At 69.7% G+C, this 17,480-nt stretch carries 18 protein-coding genes; 11 read left to right on the top strand and 7 right to left on the bottom strand.

Annotated elements, in window-relative coordinates; translation table 11 throughout:
- Positions 1–37 precede the first annotated feature (37 nt).
- Positions 38–1,078, top strand: coding sequence for a M14 family zinc carboxypeptidase (locus tag GVV77_RS16215; RefSeq protein ID WP_159620113.1), 1,041 nt, complete (start codon positions 38–40; stop codon positions 1,076–1,078).
- 100 nt (positions 1,079–1,178) lie between these two features.
- On the opposite strand, the gene GVV77_RS16220 is transcribed toward GVV77_RS16215, so the two are convergent.
- From GVV77_RS16220 to GVV77_RS16230, 3 genes are all read right to left on the bottom strand, one after another.
- Positions 1,179–1,904 carry an anti-sigma factor family protein gene (locus tag GVV77_RS16220; protein ID WP_159620115.1) on the bottom strand — a complete coding sequence of 242 codons (726 nt, stop codon included), beginning with the start codon at positions 1,902–1,904 and terminating at the stop codon, positions 1,179–1,181.
- The gene (locus GVV77_RS16225) at positions 1,891–2,445 is read right to left on the bottom strand and encodes a sigma-70 family RNA polymerase sigma factor (protein ID WP_159620117.1); all 555 of its coding nucleotides are present in this window, start codon (positions 2,443–2,445) and stop codon (positions 1,891–1,893) included. Before GVV77_RS16225 ends, GVV77_RS16220 begins: the two co-directional genes overlap by 14 nt.
- Before the next feature lie 225 nt (positions 2,446–2,670).
- Positions 2,671–3,651: a DUF1996 domain-containing protein gene (locus GVV77_RS16230; protein WP_201293260.1), complete on the bottom strand. Its 981-nt coding sequence runs from the start codon at positions 3,649–3,651 to the stop codon at positions 2,671–2,673.
- 253 nt (positions 3,652–3,904) lie between these two features.
- Between GVV77_RS16230 and GVV77_RS16235 the strand changes: the two genes are divergently transcribed.
- From GVV77_RS16235 to GVV77_RS16245, 3 genes are all read left to right on the top strand, one after another.
- A complete protein-coding gene (locus GVV77_RS16235; RefSeq protein WP_201291478.1) occupies positions 3,905–4,570 on the top strand; it encodes a COG4315 family predicted lipoprotein in 666 nt (221 codons plus the stop codon).
- Positions 4,571–4,701: 131 nt separating this feature from the next.
- A complete protein-coding gene (locus tag GVV77_RS16240; protein ID WP_201293261.1) occupies positions 4,702–6,096 on the top strand; it encodes an FAD-binding oxidoreductase in 1,395 nt (464 codons plus the stop codon).
- Between the two features lie 10 nt (positions 6,097–6,106).
- Positions 6,107–6,679: an MOSC domain-containing protein gene (locus GVV77_RS16245; protein ID WP_159620121.1), complete on the top strand. Its 573-nt coding sequence runs from the start codon at positions 6,107–6,109 to the stop codon at positions 6,677–6,679.
- 73 nt (positions 6,680–6,752) lie between these two features.
- Here GVV77_RS16245 and GVV77_RS16250 read toward each other — a convergent pair whose 3' ends face one another.
- Positions 6,753–7,379, bottom strand: coding sequence for a TetR/AcrR family transcriptional regulator (locus tag GVV77_RS16250; RefSeq protein WP_159620123.1), 627 nt, complete (start codon positions 7,377–7,379; stop codon positions 6,753–6,755).
- 52 nt (positions 7,380–7,431) lie between these two features.
- Between GVV77_RS16250 and GVV77_RS16255 the strand changes: the two genes are divergently transcribed.
- Both GVV77_RS16255 and GVV77_RS16260 read left to right on the top strand, forming a co-directional pair.
- The gene (locus tag GVV77_RS16255) at positions 7,432–8,988 is read left to right on the top strand and encodes an MFS transporter (protein WP_159620125.1); all 1,557 of its coding nucleotides are present in this window, start codon (positions 7,432–7,434) and stop codon (positions 8,986–8,988) included.
- Between the two features lie 151 nt (positions 8,989–9,139).
- Entirely contained in the window at positions 9,140–9,958 is an 819-nt protein-coding gene (locus tag GVV77_RS16260) for a glycerophosphodiester phosphodiesterase (protein WP_246199869.1), read from the top strand.
- Here the strand turns inward: GVV77_RS16260 and GVV77_RS16265 are convergent.
- Entirely contained in the window at positions 9,939–11,072 is a 1,134-nt protein-coding gene (locus GVV77_RS16265; RefSeq protein ID WP_159620127.1) for a thermonuclease family protein, read from the bottom strand. The two genes, GVV77_RS16260 and GVV77_RS16265, sit on opposite strands and share 20 nt — an antisense overlap.
- 209 nt (positions 11,073–11,281) lie before the next feature.
- On the opposite strand from GVV77_RS16265, the gene GVV77_RS16270 reads away from it, so the two are divergent.
- The 4 genes from GVV77_RS16270 to GVV77_RS16285 all read left to right on the top strand — a co-directional run bounded on the left by GVV77_RS16270 (position 11,282) and on the right by GVV77_RS16285 (position 14,401).
- Positions 11,282–12,631 (top strand): MATE family efflux transporter, encoded by a 1,350-nt coding sequence (locus GVV77_RS16270; RefSeq protein ID WP_159620129.1) that lies wholly within the window; start codon positions 11,282–11,284, stop codon positions 12,629–12,631.
- Positions 12,632–12,869: 238 nt separating this feature from the next.
- Complete coding sequence (locus GVV77_RS18425) at positions 12,870–13,022, top strand: hypothetical protein (protein WP_246199870.1); 153 nt, start codon at positions 12,870–12,872, stop codon at positions 13,020–13,022.
- Between the two features lie 67 nt (positions 13,023–13,089).
- Complete coding sequence (locus tag GVV77_RS16280) at positions 13,090–13,470, top strand: hypothetical protein (protein WP_246199871.1); 381 nt, start codon at positions 13,090–13,092, stop codon at positions 13,468–13,470.
- 337 nt (positions 13,471–13,807) lie between these two features.
- The gene (locus GVV77_RS16285; protein ID WP_246199872.1) at positions 13,808–14,401 is read left to right on the top strand and encodes a DM13 domain-containing protein; all 594 of its coding nucleotides are present in this window, start codon (positions 13,808–13,810) and stop codon (positions 14,399–14,401) included.
- A gap of 141 nt (positions 14,402–14,542) precedes the next feature.
- Here the strand turns inward: GVV77_RS16285 and GVV77_RS16290 are convergent, their stop codons facing one another.
- Positions 14,543–15,085 carry a CGNR zinc finger domain-containing protein gene (locus GVV77_RS16290; protein ID WP_159620133.1) on the bottom strand — a complete coding sequence of 181 codons (543 nt, stop codon included), beginning with the start codon at positions 15,083–15,085 and terminating at the stop codon, positions 14,543–14,545.
- Positions 15,086–15,195: 110 nt separating this feature from the next.
- On the opposite strand from GVV77_RS16290, the gene GVV77_RS16295 reads away from it, so the two are divergent.
- Positions 15,196–16,167 carry an EamA family transporter gene (locus GVV77_RS16295; RefSeq protein WP_159620135.1) on the top strand — a complete coding sequence of 324 codons (972 nt, stop codon included), beginning with the start codon at positions 15,196–15,198 and terminating at the stop codon, positions 16,165–16,167.
- Here GVV77_RS16295 and GVV77_RS16300 read toward each other — a convergent pair.
- Positions 16,127–17,383, bottom strand: a complete 1,257-nt coding sequence (locus GVV77_RS16300; protein WP_159620137.1) for a hypothetical protein — start codon at positions 17,381–17,383, stop codon at positions 16,127–16,129. The genes GVV77_RS16295 and GVV77_RS16300 overlap by 41 nt on opposite strands.
- Positions 17,384–17,480: the final 97 nt, after the last annotated feature.

A 17,480-nucleotide genomic window follows, 5' to 3' on the forward strand; every position in this document is an offset into this window, starting at 1 on the left:
CTCAGGACACCACATCCGCTCCTTGGGGAGGAACACCATGACGTCATCCAGGAAATTCGCCGCCCTCTCGCTGGCCGTGCTGCTCACCACCGGCGCAACGGCGGCGGCCCCGGCCTTCGCAGTGGGCGAGGGCCCGAACTACGGCGGCCACGAGACCATCAACACCTCGATCCTGCGCTCCTACGACGAGGTCGTCGCGGAGCTGAAGAACCAGGACGCCCGCCAGTCCGCGCTTGAGCTGGAGGTGATCGGGCAGTCGGTCAAGGGCCGGGACCTGTACCTGGCGAAGTACATCAACAATCCGGACAACCCCACGATCCTCTACCTGACGCAGCAGCACGGCAATGAGCAGCTCACCACCGAGGGTGCCCTCGAATTCATCAAGCACCTGGGGACCGGAAAGTCCCGGGGGGCACTCGCGGGCGTGAACATCCTGGTGGTGCCCATGCTGAACCCCGACGGTGCCATGGGGGACGTCAACTTCCCGTTGGACGGCTACATCGCCGACGGCGGAAGGACGCTGACGCGGGCCAACGCGAACGGGGTCGACCTCAACCGCGACCACGTGACCAAGCTCCAGCCCGAGACCCAGGCCCTCCACAACAACGTCATGCGGGCCTACGACATTGACTACATGATCGACCTTCACCATCAGGGGACCCGTAGCGAACGCGACGGGCAGCTGGTTTCGGGCTCGATCCTCTATCCGACCACCGCCAATGTCGAGCCTGCGGTCCTTGAGGGCTCCAAGCGGCTCGGATCGGTGGTGTTCGATGCCGTCGACTCCACCGGGTGGGGACACCTGGGCCGGTACGTCGGCGGCACGGCGGAGACGATCAGCCGCAACGGGATCGCCGTGGAGTACGGCATCTCGACGCTGCTTTTCGAAATGCGCGGAATGTCGGACAACACCGCCGAGTCCGCGGTGCTGGGCCAGAAGAGCAACGGCTACCTGATCCGGCAGACCGTTATCACCCTCGATGCGACGGCCCGCGCCATCGCCGACGGGTCAATCAGTTCCGCCGACACGTCCTTCTGGGACACCCTCGCGGAGCAGACCACCCGCCCGACGGAGTAGCCGCCGCCGGCGGGTACGGCCCCTCCGTGCCCGCCGGCGCCGGCGACGTCCAGTGTCCGCCGGGTTACGGAGGCCGTGTGAACCGGCGCCCGCAGCAGGGTCAGAGGGTCGCCGCCGCGAACCGCTTGCCGTCCGAGTTCTCGATCATGACGGCCCGGACCTTCGAAGGATCGAAGATCGCGCTTCCGTTGATCGTTGCCCCTTCGGCCGCGCCCTTCTCGGAAATGACCCAGCTTCCGGCGATCTCCCGGTTCCCGTCGATGCCCTCAACGATGAGCCGGCACCGTTCCCCCGCGGGGATGCCGGTCACGGCAGCGTTGACCTTCACGAACCCGGCCGCCGGCTGCACGCTCACGGTGAGCCGGGTGCCGGTGGCCGCGTCGACGGTGCTTGCATACCGGGTTCCCGGCACCTCGGTCGCGGGAGCGGTGGCCGCCGGCGGGGCGGGCGGAACGGGGGTGGACGCCTGCGGGGCGTTCATCGTGTACCCCAGCGTCCCGCTGACTCCAGCGACAAGCGCCACCAGCGCTGCGGCTGACGCGAAGGTGGCCACCCGCCGTCGTCCGGCGCGTGCCTGCGGTGCCTCGAGGGTGCGGCGCTGCCGAAGGGTGCGCTGCAGCAGCAGATCCGCGTCGGGCGGCGGTCCATCAAGCAGGGCCTCCGGGGGAAGGGACCGCAGGGAGCCTTCGAGCGCCCGCAGGGAGGCGAGCTCATCCCGGCAGGCCTGGCACGACGCAAGATGGTCCCGCGCGTGCCTCTCCTCCTCGCCGGTCAGCTCGTCCAGCCACACTGCCTGGACATCGAGGTGGGCATCAAACATGTTCATGGGCTACTCCTTCTATGTTGAGTCCCAGATCATTGAAGCGCTCCCGCAGAGTGCGCAGGGCATAGTAAGTTCGGGATTTCACGGTGCCCGGCGGAATGCCGAGCCGCTCCGCCGTCTCCCCAACCGTCCGCCCCTCAAGGTAGACGCATCTCAGCACATCACGATGGTCGGAGGACAACTGCGCCAACGCATCCATGGTCACCATGGTGGTCACGACCGACGCCGAATGGTCGGGCTCCAGCGGCACCGTCATTTCGTTCTCCGCAACCTCGAGCGGCCTGGCGTTGCGCGCCCGAACCCGGTCGGTGATGATGTTGCGGACCACCGTGAGGAGCCATCCGCGCACCGACCCTTTGCCGTTGCCGAGGGTTTGCTCGTGCTTCCACGCCCGGATGAGAGTTTCCTGCACAATATCCTCGGCGGCGGCCCGGTCGCCGGTAAGGCGGGTGGCGTACGCGAGCATCGCATTGCCGTGCTCCTGAAAGAGGGTGCGGATGAATTCGTCCCCGGGATCCTCCTGCGCCCGCCGTCGTAGGATCATTCGCCCTGTCCCTTCATCGGCATCGACCGGCAGGCGGAATGCCCCCGTGCCCGGCCCCTACCCATTACGGGAGCAGCGTTCTGTCGCGCAGACGCGTGCATGTCCCTCCTCTGCTTCTTTTCAGCGGTACAAAGGGGAACACGTGCCCCGGGCCGAACCGGTTCAATGGACGGCCGGCGGATCGTGAAACACCCCGATCTGCGCGTCGGCGCGGACAGAAAGGCGCTACTCAGGGACGCAGTGCCGCCCCTCGTTGAGGCACGCCAGCACGCTCTCCATCAGCCCGGCGGACATCAGGTTGATGAAGTGGGCATGGTCGCTCACCGGGCTTGAGCGTTCCTCTGGGAACGCGTCGACAACGTACCGGGCGCCGTCGGGCACGGTATAGGCCACCTCGAGGTGGAGCTGCGGCACCGGGAACGTGCCGGGCGGGCAGAAGCCGGCGCCGTCCGGATACCCGAGGTGGGAGCGGTGGTTGGGGCTGTCGGTCGACCGGCCGTCCCAGCAGCTGGGGAAATCAAAGATGCGCACCGTGTCTTCGCCCGAGGGGCAGAGCGGATAGTGGCGGCTGGCGAGGTCGGGGCTGCCCGAGCAGGACCACCGCAGGTGGTCCGTGCCCGCCCCGGCCTCGGTGTACCCGTGGGCGTTCCCGGCGGCGGTACGCAGGTTCGGGGGCAACGCCACCACATTGGCGGCAGGGCTGCCCCGAAACTCGATGAGGACCGAGCTCGGGGTGAGGATACCGTCGTCGTCGGCTGCTGAGCCGTGCGTGCCGAGTCCCGCCCCCGGACCGACCCGGAGCACGGGCCAGTAGTAGGACGACCGGTCGCCGTTTGTGCAGGTGGTCCCAGCAGCCGTCAGGCTCTCCTTGGTGGAGAAGGCGTTGGTGGAGAGGTTGCCGACGTAATCGTGGACGTGGTGCGCAGCGCCCCGCTTGCCGGGGCTGACGACGAGATTGTCGGAGTTCCGCACCTTGCCGCTGTTTACTCCGCAGTCGACGGTGAACGACCCGAGGGAGGCCCCGGGCTGCGCTTCGGGGGAGGCAGCGGCACGGGGGGCCTTCGAGATCGGCTCGTACGCGGCGGCGCTCGGCGACGACCCTGCGGCCCCCGGGAGGAACAACAAACCCGCGGTGAGCGCGGCGAGAACGGCAAGGAGGAAGGCAAGGGCGGGAGCCTTGAACTTCCCTCCCGGTTTACGAAACACGGAGTGGACCCACGGCGGACGGTAGAACTCTTGCTCCGTTGCGCCGGACAAATCTGGAATTCAGGTGGTGCGCCTTCCGAACAAAGATCCCGAAGCGATGATGCGGGGAACTGCGTGCCCGGGACCCCACTACTTTACCCGGTTCCCGGCCGCGGATCGGCCGGAGCCCCCCGGTGAACCGTTCGGCGCCATGGTCCGTGTGGTGGAGGTGATGGACCGCCATCGCCTCCACCCCCAGTCAAAGGATGATCGAATGACCCTGAACCGCACCGCCCTCAAAGCAGCACTGATTCCCGTTCTCCTGGCGACCCTGGCCGGCTGCAGCACGGCCGCCGAGCCGGCCTCGTCCGCCTCCGCCGCGCCGTCCTCCACGGCCGCGCCCACCCCGGCGGAGGCTGCCCCCGCACCGGGCGAAGCATCCCCGGCGCCCGCAAAGGCTCCGACGCTGGTCCGCACCCAGGGCGCCGTTCAGATCTTCGACGGCGCCGCCCCGACTCTGCTGGACACCGCCGACAGGTACAGCGCCAAGAACGCCATCCAGCTTACGGCGGGGCCGGCGGCCGGCACCGCCGTGACGGACGCAGGCGGATTCTCCCTCTACCGCTTCGACAACGACACCGCCAGCCCGTCCACGACCACCTGTGTCGATGACTGCGCGGTGAACTGGCCGCCGCTACTGGTGGACGGCACCGCCAAAATCTACACTGAGAACGTCGACGCCAGCCTGATCGGCTACGTCGAACGGTCCGACGGGACCTGCCAGGTGACTCTTGGCGGATGGCCCGTTTACTACTTCGCCGGGGATACAGCCCCGGGTCAGGCGCTTGGCCAGGGCATTGGGGGCACCTGGTTCACGATCGACGGAACCGGCAAGAAGGCCGCCCAGACGGCTGCTCCGTCGGAGGTCCCGGGATACTAAGCCGGCATCCCGGGCCGATTGAACCCATTCCCCTCACGGCCGCGCATCGACCAGGCGTCGGTGACGGCCTGCCCGGGCGCGAGTGCCCTTCTGAGGGGACCCAGGAAACCCAGGAAATTCAGGAGACCATAGTGACCGCAGAACCGAATCCAGCCGCCACCGGCCCCATTCTGGCTGCCGCCGGGGAGAGCGCCTACGCAGCCGCGACCTCCAGCTACAACCTTGCGGTGGAGATCCGTCCACAGTTCGCCGCGACGGCCACCACCGTCGCAGAAGTCCAGGCCATCCTCAGGGAGGCGGCGGCTCAGAACCTGTCGGTTCGGGTGCATGCCACCGGGCATGCCTCCGGATCGGCGCTTCCCTACGGGGCGGATGACGTGCTCATCCGGGTGCGGATGGAAGGCGGAGTCGCCGTCGACCCGGAGGCCCGGACGGCGGTGATTCCGGCGGGCACTCCCTGGGGGGAGGTGCTGGCCGCCTCCGCCCCCCACGGCCTGGTTCCGCTGCACGGGTCCTCCCCGACGGTGGGGGCGGTCGGTTACCTGCTGCGGACGGGGCTGAGCTTCTACGGCAGGCGGTACGGCCTTGCCTCGAACTCGGTCACCTCGATCACGCTTGTTGCCGCGGATGGTGCCGTGGTCACGGTGGACCACGACAACGACCGTGAACTGTTCGACGCGCTGCGCGGCGGTGGCGGCGGCTTCGGCGTCGTCGTCTCGGTGACCGTGTCCCTCTTTGCCATCGACCCGGTGTTCACCGGGGCCGCGTTCTGGCCGGCCGCCGAGGCCCCGTTCCTGCTTCAGGCGTGGGAGGAATGGGCCGAAACCGCCCCGCCCGAGGCCTCCACGGCGTTCCGCGTCATGAACCTGCCGCCCCTGCCCGGGATCCCACCGGCGCTCACGGCGGGCCCGGTTGTATGCATTGACGGAGCCGTACTCGACGGGGAGGGGCGCTCCGGGGCGGAGATCGCCGCGGACCTGCTGGAGCCCCTCCGCCGGCGGGTCGACCCGATCCTCGACACCTGGCACCCCGGGGTCCCGACCGACGTGCCCGCAACCCACATGGACCCGCCGGACCCGGCGCCGTTCGTGGGCGACCACCAGATGCTGAAACCCCTCGGTGCCGCCGGGCGCCAGGCGCTGCTTTCGATCGCCGGCACGGCCGCTGGAGCCCACCTGACGATCGTTGAGCTCCGCCAGTTGGGCGGGGCCCTGGCCGCCCCCGACCCGCGAGGGGGCGTCGTGAACTCCCTGTCCGGCACGTACGGCGCGGTCAGCGTAGGCATCCTGGCCGGCCCTGATGCCGCGGAGGGGGTGGAGGCCGAACTGGCCGCACTGCGTGCGGCGCTTGAGCCCTGGGACACCGGCCGAACCGCTCCAAGCTTCGTTGACCGCTTCGACGGGCCGCAGCGGTCCTTCGACGACTCGGTGGCGGAGCAGGTCGAGGCGGTCCGCCGGCGGGTGGATCCGCAGGGCAGGTTCGGCCGCGACGCCTCATATGCCGTGCCCGCGGGCTCGCGGGGATGAATCGAACGGTATGACGACATCGTTCCGGTACGAGGTGGAGGTGCTGCACCTGCTCGTGTCACCGGCGCACGCTTACTTCGGCCGCGCACGCGACGGGGCGGCGGACGTCCCGACGACGGACGCAGACAGGGTTGACCTTGTGGCGGGCAAGGGGATCGTCGGCGACCGGTTCTTCGGCAAGGCGGCGCACATGGATGCGGCGGTGACGCTGATGGCGGTCGAGGCACTCGATGCGATCGCCGATGAACTGGGGGTCGAGCACTTCGACCCGCTGCTTCCCCGGCGGAATGTGATCCTCCGGGGCGCTCAGCTCGCACCCCTGGTCGGGGAGGAGTTCGCGCTCGAATCCGGGGGCGACACCGTGACGCTTCGCGGCGGGCGTCCGGCCCACCCCTGTGTCTGGATGGACCGGGTGATGGCCCCCGGCGTGCACTCCGCGATGCGCGGGCGCGGGGGGATCCGCTGCCAGGTGCTTTCGGACGGCGTGCTGCACCGCGGGCCGGCCGTGCTGGTCAGCCCCGTTCCGCTGGAGCCCGGGCAGGCGCATGTTCCGGCCCTGCGCCGGGCCACCCGGCTGCCCTGACCCCCGGGGCACCCTGCCCGGCCCGGGCCCCGTCCCGGCTCATCCCGTCGAACCGATCTTGGCACCCGGCGGGCTAGGGCAGGGGCCCGGTGAGGTAGCGCTGCAGTGTCGGTCCGAGCAGGGCGACGACCGTCTGCCGGTCCAGGCCCTGCAGGGGTTCCAGCCGCACGATCCGGTGTGCCACGAAAAATCCGATCGTCTGCGAGGCAGTCAGGGCTCCCCGGAGTTCGGCCTGATCCGACTGGAGGGCCATGGCCAGGGGGGTGATGACGGTTCTGCTGACGGCGTCCCTCACCATCCGTGCCCCCTCGGGCTCCGTCGCGGCGGTGCGGACCAGTGCAGTGATGACCGCCGATTTCTCATCGTCGGCGAGGATCCCCGCAATCGCGGCGGCCAGGACGCTGCCCGCGGCGTCGCGCGGTCCCTCAACGATCTGCCGGATGAGTGCGGATGCATCGACGGGGATGCTGATCACCTCCCGCAGGAGGTCTTCCTTCGAGCCGAAGTAGTGCCGCACCAGGCCCGGATCCACCCCTGCCTCCTTGGCCACGCCCCGCACCGAGGTTTTGGCGAAGCCCCCTTCGGCGAACTGGCGCCGCGCCGCGGCGAGGATCGATTCGCGCGTCTCGCTGACCCCCGGCCGGCGGCCCGGGCGGGCCGGCGGGGAGGGATTGAGCGGCGGACGGGGCGGAGTCGGCATGGTCCCATTCTGGCACTTGACAGAAGAATTCCCCAGGTGAAGAATTCCTCACATGAGGAATTATGGCAGGCAGGCGACGGTGCAGCCGGACGACGGCGCGGTGGAGCTTTCTCCACGGCGCCGGCGCGGAATCCTGGCGGTCGTTGCGGTGGCCCTGATGATGGTGGTCTCGGCGGTCAGCGGCCTTAACGTCGCGCTGCCGGAGCTGGCCCGGGACACCGGTGCCAGCCAGACCCAGTTGACCTGGATCGTTGACGCCTACACGGTGGTGTTCGCCGGCATGCTGCTTGGCGCCGGCGCCCTCGGTGACCGGTACGGCCGGAAGCGGATGCTGGTCGCCGGGCTGGTCGTTTTTGGTGCCGGCGCCGGCTGGGCCATGACGCTTGACGACCCGTCCGCGCTGATCGTCATCCGCGCGGTGATGGGCATCGGCGCGGCGGCGGTGATGCCGACCACCCTGGCGGTCATCACCACCTCCTTCCCGGAGGCTGAGCGGGGCAGGGCGATCGGCCTGTGGGTCGGGGTGGCAGGCGGCGGGGCCGTGCTCGGGCTCTTCGCCTCCGGCATCCTGCTCGAGTACTTCGCCTGGAACTCCTTCTTCGGCCTGAATGTCACCCTGGCCGCCACGGCCCTCCTGGGAACCATCGTCCTCATTCCCGAAAGCCGGAGCAGCGGGCCGGGCCGCTTCGACACAGCCGGTGCCGTGCTGGCCCTCGTGGCCGTGTCCTCGCTGGTTTTCGCCATCATCGAGGGTTCGGACCAGGGCTGGGCCGAACCCCTGACCCTCGTAGCCGCCGCGACCGCGGTGCTCAGCCTGGCCGGCTTCGTGGCCCGGGAGCTCACCGCGGCGGCACCACTGCTGGATGTGCGGCTCTTCCGCTCCCGCGGGTTCAGCGCGGGATCGGTGTCGATCACCATCCAGTTCTTCGCCGCCTTCGGGTTCTTCTTTCTCATTCTGCAGTACCTCCAGTTCGTTCTCGGGCGCACGCCGCTGGAGGCGGCCCTCACCATCCTCCCTCTGCCGTTCCTCCTTATTCCCACGGCGCGGCTGGCGCCCCGGCTAGCCGACCGGATCGGAATCAACATCACCGGTGCGCTCGGCCTGGGATCGATCGCCGCGGGACTGGCGATCATCTCCACCCTGACGGTGTCCTTCTCCGCAGTGACCTTCTACTCCGGGCTCTTCTTCTTCGCCGTCGGCATGGGACTGGCCGGCACCCCGGCCACCACCGCGATCACCCGGTCCCTCCCCGAGTCCCGCCAGGGCGTCGCCTCGGCGGTCAACGACGTCTCCCGGGAGTTCGGCAGCGCCCTCGGCATCGCGCTCCTGGGCAGCCTGCTCACCTCCACCTACCGCGACGCCCTCGCACCGGCCGTCGAGGGCCTTCCCGCCCGGGTCGCCGAAGGGGCGTCCGCGTCGATCGCCTTCGTCCAGTCCGAGAGGGTGAGGGACCTCGGCCCGGCAGCGCAGCCGCTCATTGACGCCGCCGCCAGGGCCTTCGTCGAGGGTGTCTCGGCCGCGACCCTGGCCGGCGCGGCCGTGGTCCTTGCCGGCGCCGTCTTCGTGTTGCTGCGCGCTCCCCGGAAGGCGTCCGCGGTCAGTTCCTGAGACACCCGTTCCGGCCCTGGGCCGCCCGCGCAGGGCGTCCCGGGGCCGCCGTCCGCCCTCCGCCGGCGGACGGGTTAGGCTGTGCCCTGTCCGCCGGTGGGCGCCGCGCCGGCGCCAAACAGTTCCGGTCCGGCCGAAGGGAGTGAGCCCCGTGGGGAAAATCCACGTCATCGCGCACCGCGGCGCGTCCGCCGACGCCCCGGAGAACACCTTGCCGGCGATCGACCTCGCCGTCGACCACGGCGCGGACTTCGTGGAGATCGACGTGCGCCGGACCCTGGACGGGGAGCTGGTCGTCATCCACGATTCCACCCTGCAGCGGACCACCGATGTGCTCCGGCTGTATCCCGGCCGCGCCCGGTACGACGTCGCCGGGTTCACCCTGGCCGAGATCCGGTCCCTCGATGCGGGAAGCTGGTTCGGGCCCGCCTTCGCGGGGGAGCGCGTGCCGACCCTCCGGGAGGTCCTCGCCGCCTTGGCCGGCCGGGCGGGCCTGCTGCTTGAGGTCAAGGACCCCGGGTCCGCCCCGGGCATCGCCGCCGACCTTCGGTCGGTGCTCGACGCCGCAGACTGGCTGGAGGACGCCCCGGCCGGGCGGCTGGTGGTGCAGTCAGCCGACTGGACCTTCGTGAAGGAGTTCCACTTCCTCCTGCCGGAGGTCCCCGTCGGACTGCTGGGCGGGCCGCCGCCCCCGCAGGAGATCGACGGCGCTGCGGGCTGGGCGTACTGCATCAACCCGAAGAACACCAAGGTAACCGCTGGGCTGGTCCGCCGCGTCCATGGCGGCGGGATGGTTCTGTGGCCCTACACGGTCGACAACCCGCGCCGCATGCGCGAACTGATCGCCATGGGAGTCGACGGCGTCATCACCAACCGTCCGGCGCTCCTGGCCGAGGTCCTGGCCGGGTCTGCACGACGTCGATTCACTTGGCTGGGGCGGTTGTGGCAGATCAGCAAGGCTTCCAGGTGAGGCCTCCGGGCGCATAGCAGCGAGGGCCGTTGTATCCGGGGTACGGGTTGGCAGGTGCGGGAGCCGGCGCCGGAGCGGGTGCGGGAACATAGGGCGCTGGAACCGGCGGAACATATGGATCTGGGGTCGGTGGAAGATTCGCGATCCGGTCACGTTCCGCGGCGGCCGCCGCCTCAGCCGCGATGCGGTCGGCCTCTGCTGCGGCTGCTACGGCCGCAACTCGTTCCGCCTCCGCGATCCGGTCGGCCTCCTGCTGGCGCTTCGCCGCGGCTTTGGCTTCAGCTGCCTCCTTGGCCTTCTGAGCAGCCCGGGCCTCCGTCCGGGCGAACTCCCTTCCGGCCTCCTCTCTGGCGCGCAGTTCCGACTCCCCGGTACTGATTGCAGCGGTCAGGTCGGAGGTTAGGGAACTCGCCTTTGCACTGCCGAGGGCGAGCCGGAGCGCAGATTTCTTCTGCAGCGCAAGAGCGTCCTGCACAGCCTTGGCGGTGGCTAGAGCGGCAGCGAGACCTGCTGCCGCTGCTGCCGCTGTCGCCGCGGTTCCGCCCACTGGCACCGCTGAAGCTTCGGCCAGAGCCTGGGTAGCATCTTCCACCTGGGTGGAGAGTGAACATTCGGTTTGCGGGCTGTGGAGTCCTGCACGGTCTGCCTTGGCTTCACTGTGCGCGGCTTGAACCTCGTCGAGGTACTTCCTGTTGGGCTCGAACACCACGGGCACGCCGAGCCCCTGGCGGGCAATTTCGGCGTTAACCAAGGTCCGGTCCGTCAGAAACACTGCTGCCAGGGTCCGGCCGTACTTGTCCTCCCGCTCCACATCGAAGTCGAGGCCGACCTGCGTGCCTGGCGGTGTCAACTCCTTGAGGAATTCCGTCGCCTCGGGGCCAAGGCACTCTATCGGCTTGTCCGGGTGCTTCGTCTCGGGAGTGTCGATATTGAGGAGGCGGACGGTTTTTTCATCACCGCCCATCTCGATGACCAGCGTGTCTCCATCGACGACGCGAACAACATTGCCGGCTTCCGCATCGGGAGAGTCGGAACAACCGGTCAGTCCTCCCACCAAGGCCGCGGAGACTACTCCCGCTACGAAAAGCCTGCGCCGGCCGACCGGATACACCACTGCTCTACCCCCATGATTTTCATTATTCGTGTCAACTGGCTGCACCGATTCGGCCTCCGCCGGCGTGTGGGGGGGCTGATACGCGCTCGCGGCGCACTCTCACCCCAGAACGCGGCAAATTGAGTGTATCGGTCCAACCGCTGTCGGAGGAGAGCTGTCCGGGTGGTAGCGGGACGGTAAGGAACGAGCCGGGCTTATAGGCTGAGCCGGTGAGTGAAACCCTCCCCGGAAACCGGCAGCTCAGCCGCAGCATCCTCCGGCTGGCCGTGCCCGCGCTGGGCGCGCTCATCGCCGAACCGCTGTTCCTGCTGGCCGACTCCGCCATCGTCGGGCACCTGGGCGTCGCCGAGCTCGCCGGCGTCGGCCTCGCCTCCACGGTCCTGCAGACTGGGGTGGGCCTGATGATCTTCCTCGCCTACTCGACCACCCCGGCCGTGGCGCGCCTCCTCGGGGCTGGCCGACGCGAGGAGGCCCTGGCCGCCGGGCGCGACGGCATCGGCCTGGCGGTGCTCCTGGGCGTTGTGCTCTCCGCGGCCGGCTGGATCTTTGCCCCGGCGCTCACCGCGGGCCTAGGTGCCCGGGGCGAGGTGCACGCCTTCGCCGTCGACTACCTCCGCTGGTCCATGCCCGGGCTCACCGCGATCCTCGTGGTCCTGGCCGCCACCGGGGTGCTGCGCGGCCTGCAGGACACCCGAACACCGCTGATCGTCGCCGCGGTGGGCTTCGGAGTCAATATCGTGCTTAACCTGCTGCTCGTGTACGGAGCGGGACTGTCAGTCGCCGGATCCGCCCTCGGGACCAGCATCACCCAGTGCGGCATGGCAGCGGCCTTCCTGACGATCATCTTCCGGTCCACACGCGCCGGCGCGGTGCCGCTGCGGCCGTCCTGGCGCGGGGTGCGGTCCACCGCCACTGTCGGCTCGTGGCTGATGCTGCGGACGCTCAGCCTGCGCCTGGCCATCCTGGCCACGGTCTTCGTCGCCACCGCGCAGGGTCCGGTGTCCCTCGCGGCCCACCAGCTGGTCATGACGGTGTTCACATTCCTCGCCTTCGCGCTCGACGCTCTGGCCATTGCGGCCCAGGCGCTGATCGGGAAGGAACTCGGCGCGGCAAACAAAACCCTTGCCGGTGCCCTGACCCGGCGCATGATCGTGTGGGGCATCGGCTTCGGCGTGCTCACCGGCGCCCTGCTGGCCCTGGCCGCGCCCTTCGCCGGCTGGATCTTCACCCCCGACGAATCGGTCCAGGCGGCCTTCGCCGCGGGCCTCTGGGTGCTCGCCGCCGCCCAACCGGTGTGCGGATTCGTGTTCGTGCTCGACGGCGTGCTGATCGGAGCCGGCGACGCGCGTTACCTCGCCCTCGCCGGAGTCCTCAACCTGATCGTCTATCTTCCACTGCTCGCCTGGCTGCACAGCACCGGGCTCACCGGCGCTGCCGGCCTGGTCTGGCTGTGGGCCGCCTTCGCCCTCGGCTACATGGCGGCACGGGCCGCCACCCTGGGCTGGCGCGTGCGCGATGACCGGTGGATGGTCACCGGCCCCGGCGGCCGTCCGGCGTGAACAGGCCCGTGCGGCCGCCTCCACTTGTCGGTGCCGGAGGTGGTTTTTGCGGCCCGGTTCCCCCCAAAGGTAGAGCGGGATGACCACGACTTCCCGTGCCGACGGCGCCTCCGGGCCGGACAGCCGGGACGGTTCCTCTATCTAGAAGCCCTTCCTGCTCCGGGCCGCCACGGCCGCGGTCTTCGGCCTGCTCACCATCTTCTGGCAGGAGCCGTCCGTCTACGTCCTGCCCTTCGTCGTGCTGCTTGGTGCCCATGCGCTCCTCGGCGTGGCCGGTGGGGGAGCGCTGCTGACCGCCGTCGTGCTGGGCATCGCCGCCCTGAGTTACCGGCAGGAGGCCGGCCGGCCGGCACCGGGGAGGGCGGTGCGCGCCCCTCCGGGAACGCCGTAAACTAGGAGCGGTGCTTCTACTGGTCGTAGAAGCCCCGACCATCTATGCTCCACCGGAAGGATTGACAGTGGCTAAGAGCCAACCGGGGCAGCCCGGCCAGGGCAGCGAGCGCCTCGGCGTGAAGGGGCCCCTCGTCTTTTCGGCGGTCCTTGCGGTCGTGGCCGGCGTCGCCACCACGGTTTTCGCGACCGGTGGGGGAGGCAGGGCCCTGCGCGTTGATCTCGGCATCACGGCAGCAGGCATCGCCTTCATCGTGTCCCTGGTCATCTGTGCGATGCTCATGATCTCCGCCAAGCCCAACCCTGAACACATGGGCAAAGGTTCCGGGGTCAACCGGTCCTCGGCCGGGGCCGGCGGGCCCGGAATGTCGGGCGCCGCGGGCACGCCGACGGCGCCGGAAGGCGGAACGGACGAGCCGCGCTACGGGCAGCGCAGCCCCGACGCCTGAAAACCAAGGCGTCACCGACGCGGTCGGTCGTTGAGTGCCATGCGACGGCTCTGTCGGAAATCTGGATCCACTGCTAATCTACCGACCGGTGCAGCCCACCGACACCGACCGCCGCGTCGCTCCTGGCGGGCCCATCCACCGATAGGACCGCTGTGAGAGCAGCCAGCCCCGCACATCCGTTGCCCAGTCCCCGCCCAAGACTTTCCCCTGCGCTCATGCGGACGGATTCATGCTCTCGGGGTCAGTATTCAGCACGGGTGCTGCGCCCGGCCCCCGGTACCGCCGTCCCCTTGCTGATTGCCCCGCCCACCGCCTCTGGGCCGGACGGGGCCCAGAGGTGACGCGCCGCCGCCTCACCATGCTGGTGGTCCTGGTTGGCGTCCTCGCTGTGGCGGCGGCAGGTCTAGTCTTCAAGCCCTGGCTGCTGTTCGTCGACTCGCGGGTCAACGACACCATCCCGCAGGTCGCCCAGCCCCTCGGCTCGGGCGAAGCGCGGCCCGGGCCGGCTTCCGCGGCACCGTTGCAGCCCGGCACCCCGGATGCCCTCCGACGCCCGGAGACTGCGACCGCTGAGGCGCAGCCACGTCAACTCAGCGCCGGCACCTTCATCAGCCATGAGCACCCCACGACGGGCGGCGTGAGGATTATCGAGCAACCCGACGGCAGCCGTCTCCTGGCCATCACCGGCCTCGACACCACGACCGGTCCCGACATCCATGTCTGGCTCAGCGCCGCGGACGTCGTCGAGGGGCGCGACGGCTGGTACACCGCAGGCGGTGCTGATTTCGTTGATCTGGGCCCGATCAAGGGCAACCAGGGTGACCAGCTCTACAACATCCCGCCTGACGTCGACCTCTCCCGATATGTGGCCGTCGACCTGTGGTGCGTTCAGTTCGGCGTCTCCTTCGGCGCAGCACAACTTCTGTCCTGACGCCGTCGACCACCGGGAGTCCCGTGCCGCCCGCTCCCTAGGAATGGTTCGCCGGCCAACCGGTTTCGGGCGGCCGGTCGGGTTCATGTGGCCCGTCGGTCGCCGGACTCCGGCGGCGGTGCCTTCGGTCCTGCCCGCGGTTCAGGCCCCCGCCCGGCGGGCCCGGTAGGCCTTCACATGCGTCCGGTTGGCGCAGTTTCCGGTGTCGCAGAAGCGCTTGGAACGGTTGCGGCTGAGATCAAGGACGACGGCCGCGCAGTCCTCCGCCGCGCAGGTGCGCAGCCGCTCAAGCTCGTGCCCGCGGATGACGTCGGCGAGGGCCATCGCTGCCTCGGTGGCCATCCGGTCCGCGAGGGGCGCCTCCGGCCCCGTGGCGTGAAGATGCCAGTCCCAATGGTCGTGGCGCACCAGCTGCGGCAGCGCGTGCGCCGCGCGGAGGATGCGGTTGACGCGCTCAACGGCCTCGTCCTCGGGGGAATGCCAGATGGCCTCAAGTTCGGTGCGGAGCGCGCGCACGTCGTCGAGCTCGGCCTGCGTGTGGGTCCGGGATCCGGAGAACTGCTGGGCGGCAAGGAATGCGTCGAGGTCGGCCAGCGTGGAAAGCCCGTCCGGGTCCTCCGCGGCGGTGTTGATCAGCGCCGCAGCGGACACCAGCGCAACTTCCGTGTCATAGGCGAAAGACATCTTGACTCCTGACAAATCGGCCCACTAGTGTCACGACCATAACCATATTTTGGTCATTACACCACGGTAGGCGGGGGCAACCCGCGGATCGTCACCTGAGAGGCAAGCGTATGGCACAGCGTCCACCGTCCGGCATCTGGGTGGCGCTGCTGTCCGCTGCAACCTTCGGGGTCTCCGGACCATTCGCGAAGTCCCTGCTTGAGATCGGCTGGAGCCCGGGTGCGGCGGTCGGTGTGCGCATCGGCGGTGCGGCCCTGGTGCTCCTGGTGCCGGTGCTCGTGTCCCTGCGGGGGCGCTGGTCGACACTGCGCGGCAACGCCCTGACCCTGACCATCTACGGCGTCACGGCGATCGCCCTGTGCCAGCTCTTCTACTTCAACGCGGTGGCCCGGATGTCGGTCGGCGTGTCACTGCTGCTCGAATACCTGGCTCCGGTGCTGCTGGTGGGCTGGCTGTGGATCCGTTCGCGGCGGGCACCGCACCGGCTGACCGCCGCGGGCTCCGTTGTCGCCGTCCTCGGCCTGCTGCTGGTGCTCGACCTGGGCGCCGAGGAACGGCTCGACCCCGTCGGGGTGCTCTTCGGACTCGCCGCGGCGGTGTGCCTCGTCGTCTTCTTCCTGATGTCGGCCCGGGTGCAGGACTCCCTCCCGCCGCTGGTCATGGCCGGCGGCGGCATGGTGGCCGGGGCACTCACCATCATGGTCCTGGGCCTGACCGGCCTGATGCCGTTCCGTTTCGTGTTCACCGACGTGGTGCTGGCGGGCTGGCAGACATCCTGGCTGGTGCCGGTGGCCGGTCTGGTCCTCATCTCCACGGTTGCCGCGTACGTCGCGGGCATCATCGCCGCCCAGCGGCTTGGCTCCAAGGTGGCGTCCTTCGCCGCGCTCACCGAGGTGGTCTTCGCCGTCCTCGCGGCCTGGCTGATCCTGGGGGAGCTCCCGGGGCTGATCCAGCTGGCCGGCGGCGCCCTGATCGTCGCGGGCGTGGTGTGTGTGCGGGTGGATGAACTGCGTGCCGCCGGGAGGGCGGCGCGCGATCCGCTCAACCAGCCGAATGTTGTGGAGCCGCTGCCGCGCGCCTGAGCCCGCCGTCGACGGGCACCGCGGACCGGACCTGAACCGAGGACCGGACCGGCGGCCGGGCCGGCATGGGGGCCGAAGGCCGAACCGGCACCGGCGCTGGTCGGGCCGTCCGGTCCAACGGACCGGGAGGCGCCGGGTCGAAGGGTGCCGGTGCGTTCCCCGTCCACCTGTGGAGGCGCAGGAGGCTTCCGCTGCCCGCCGGGCCCGTGCGCTGCTCCGAGACGTAGTAGTAGCCGTTCCCGAGCGCCTCGAATCCGACGTCGGCGCGGAAATCCCAGCCGCTGATGCCCGAGGCGGGATCGTGGAGCCCGGACGGGTGCAGTTGCAGCATCCGGCCGTGCGCCGGCCCGGCGTCCGTCCGGAGCGGAGCCCGCACCGGCGGGACCGTTCCATCGACCATAAACAGGCGGTAGTTGGGAAAGGCGTCCTTGGCCCCCTGGTACACACCGAGGAACCAGTGCCCGGTGTGCGGGTCGTACTTCAGGTTCTGCACCCCGAAGCGGGTGTTTCCGGTGCGGACGAAGAATTTGTCCTGTGGTCTGTCCGGGCCGTTCCGGTGGGGATGGTCCTGCTGCAGGGTCCGCTCGTGGGGCCTCAATGCCGCCGGGTTGTACTGCAGGAGCACCTGATGGTCGTTGTCGTTTCGACTGGTGTCCGAGTAGATGCCGTAGGCCACCATGAGGTGCCACGGGCCGCCGGGATCGCCCGGGGCGGGGCCGAAGGAGATGCCGTCGATCCCGCTGCAGCCGTACCGGTGCGGCAGGTGCCGTCCGTCGTCGGTCCGGACGGTCGCCGTGAAATCGTCGGCGACTTCCTTCAGGTACACGGTGGTGACCACCCCGTCGGATTCCGCGTCCATTCCCCGGCGGGTCACCCGGTCCACCTCGAAGATGGCCACGTAGAACGACGCCGCAGCCTTGTACTCAAGGGAAGCGTAGACCCGGCCGTCGTGCGGGTTGAGGGCCACATCGCCCAGGTGGCCCGTGAACCCCGTGACTGAACCGATGACGGTGCCGGAAAGGTCGGTCTTCACCAGCAGGGTGGTGAAGGAGAAGTAGACGAAGCCCTGGGCCGTGTCGACCGCGATGCCCTGGACGTGCCCGGCGCGCCACATCCCGCTGTCGATGCGCGGCGGGAGGTCCTGCCGGGGTGGTGCGGTCGGCGGCGCCGCTGCGGGGGCCGGCGGGCCGGGCGGTGCGGTCAGGACGAAATTCATCAGCGGTCTCCTGGCGGGGCGGGCAGGGTCTTTCCGTCGCTGCGGCGCTGCGGGGCGGGCACCTTCAGGGTTCCAAGCCGGGGCCAACAGGGCCGGA

The sequence above is a fragment of the Arthrobacter zhaoguopingii genome, from assembly GCF_009828605.1.
Taxonomy (GTDB): Bacteria; Actinomycetota; Actinomycetes; order Actinomycetales; family Micrococcaceae; genus Arthrobacter_D; species Arthrobacter_D zhaoguopingii.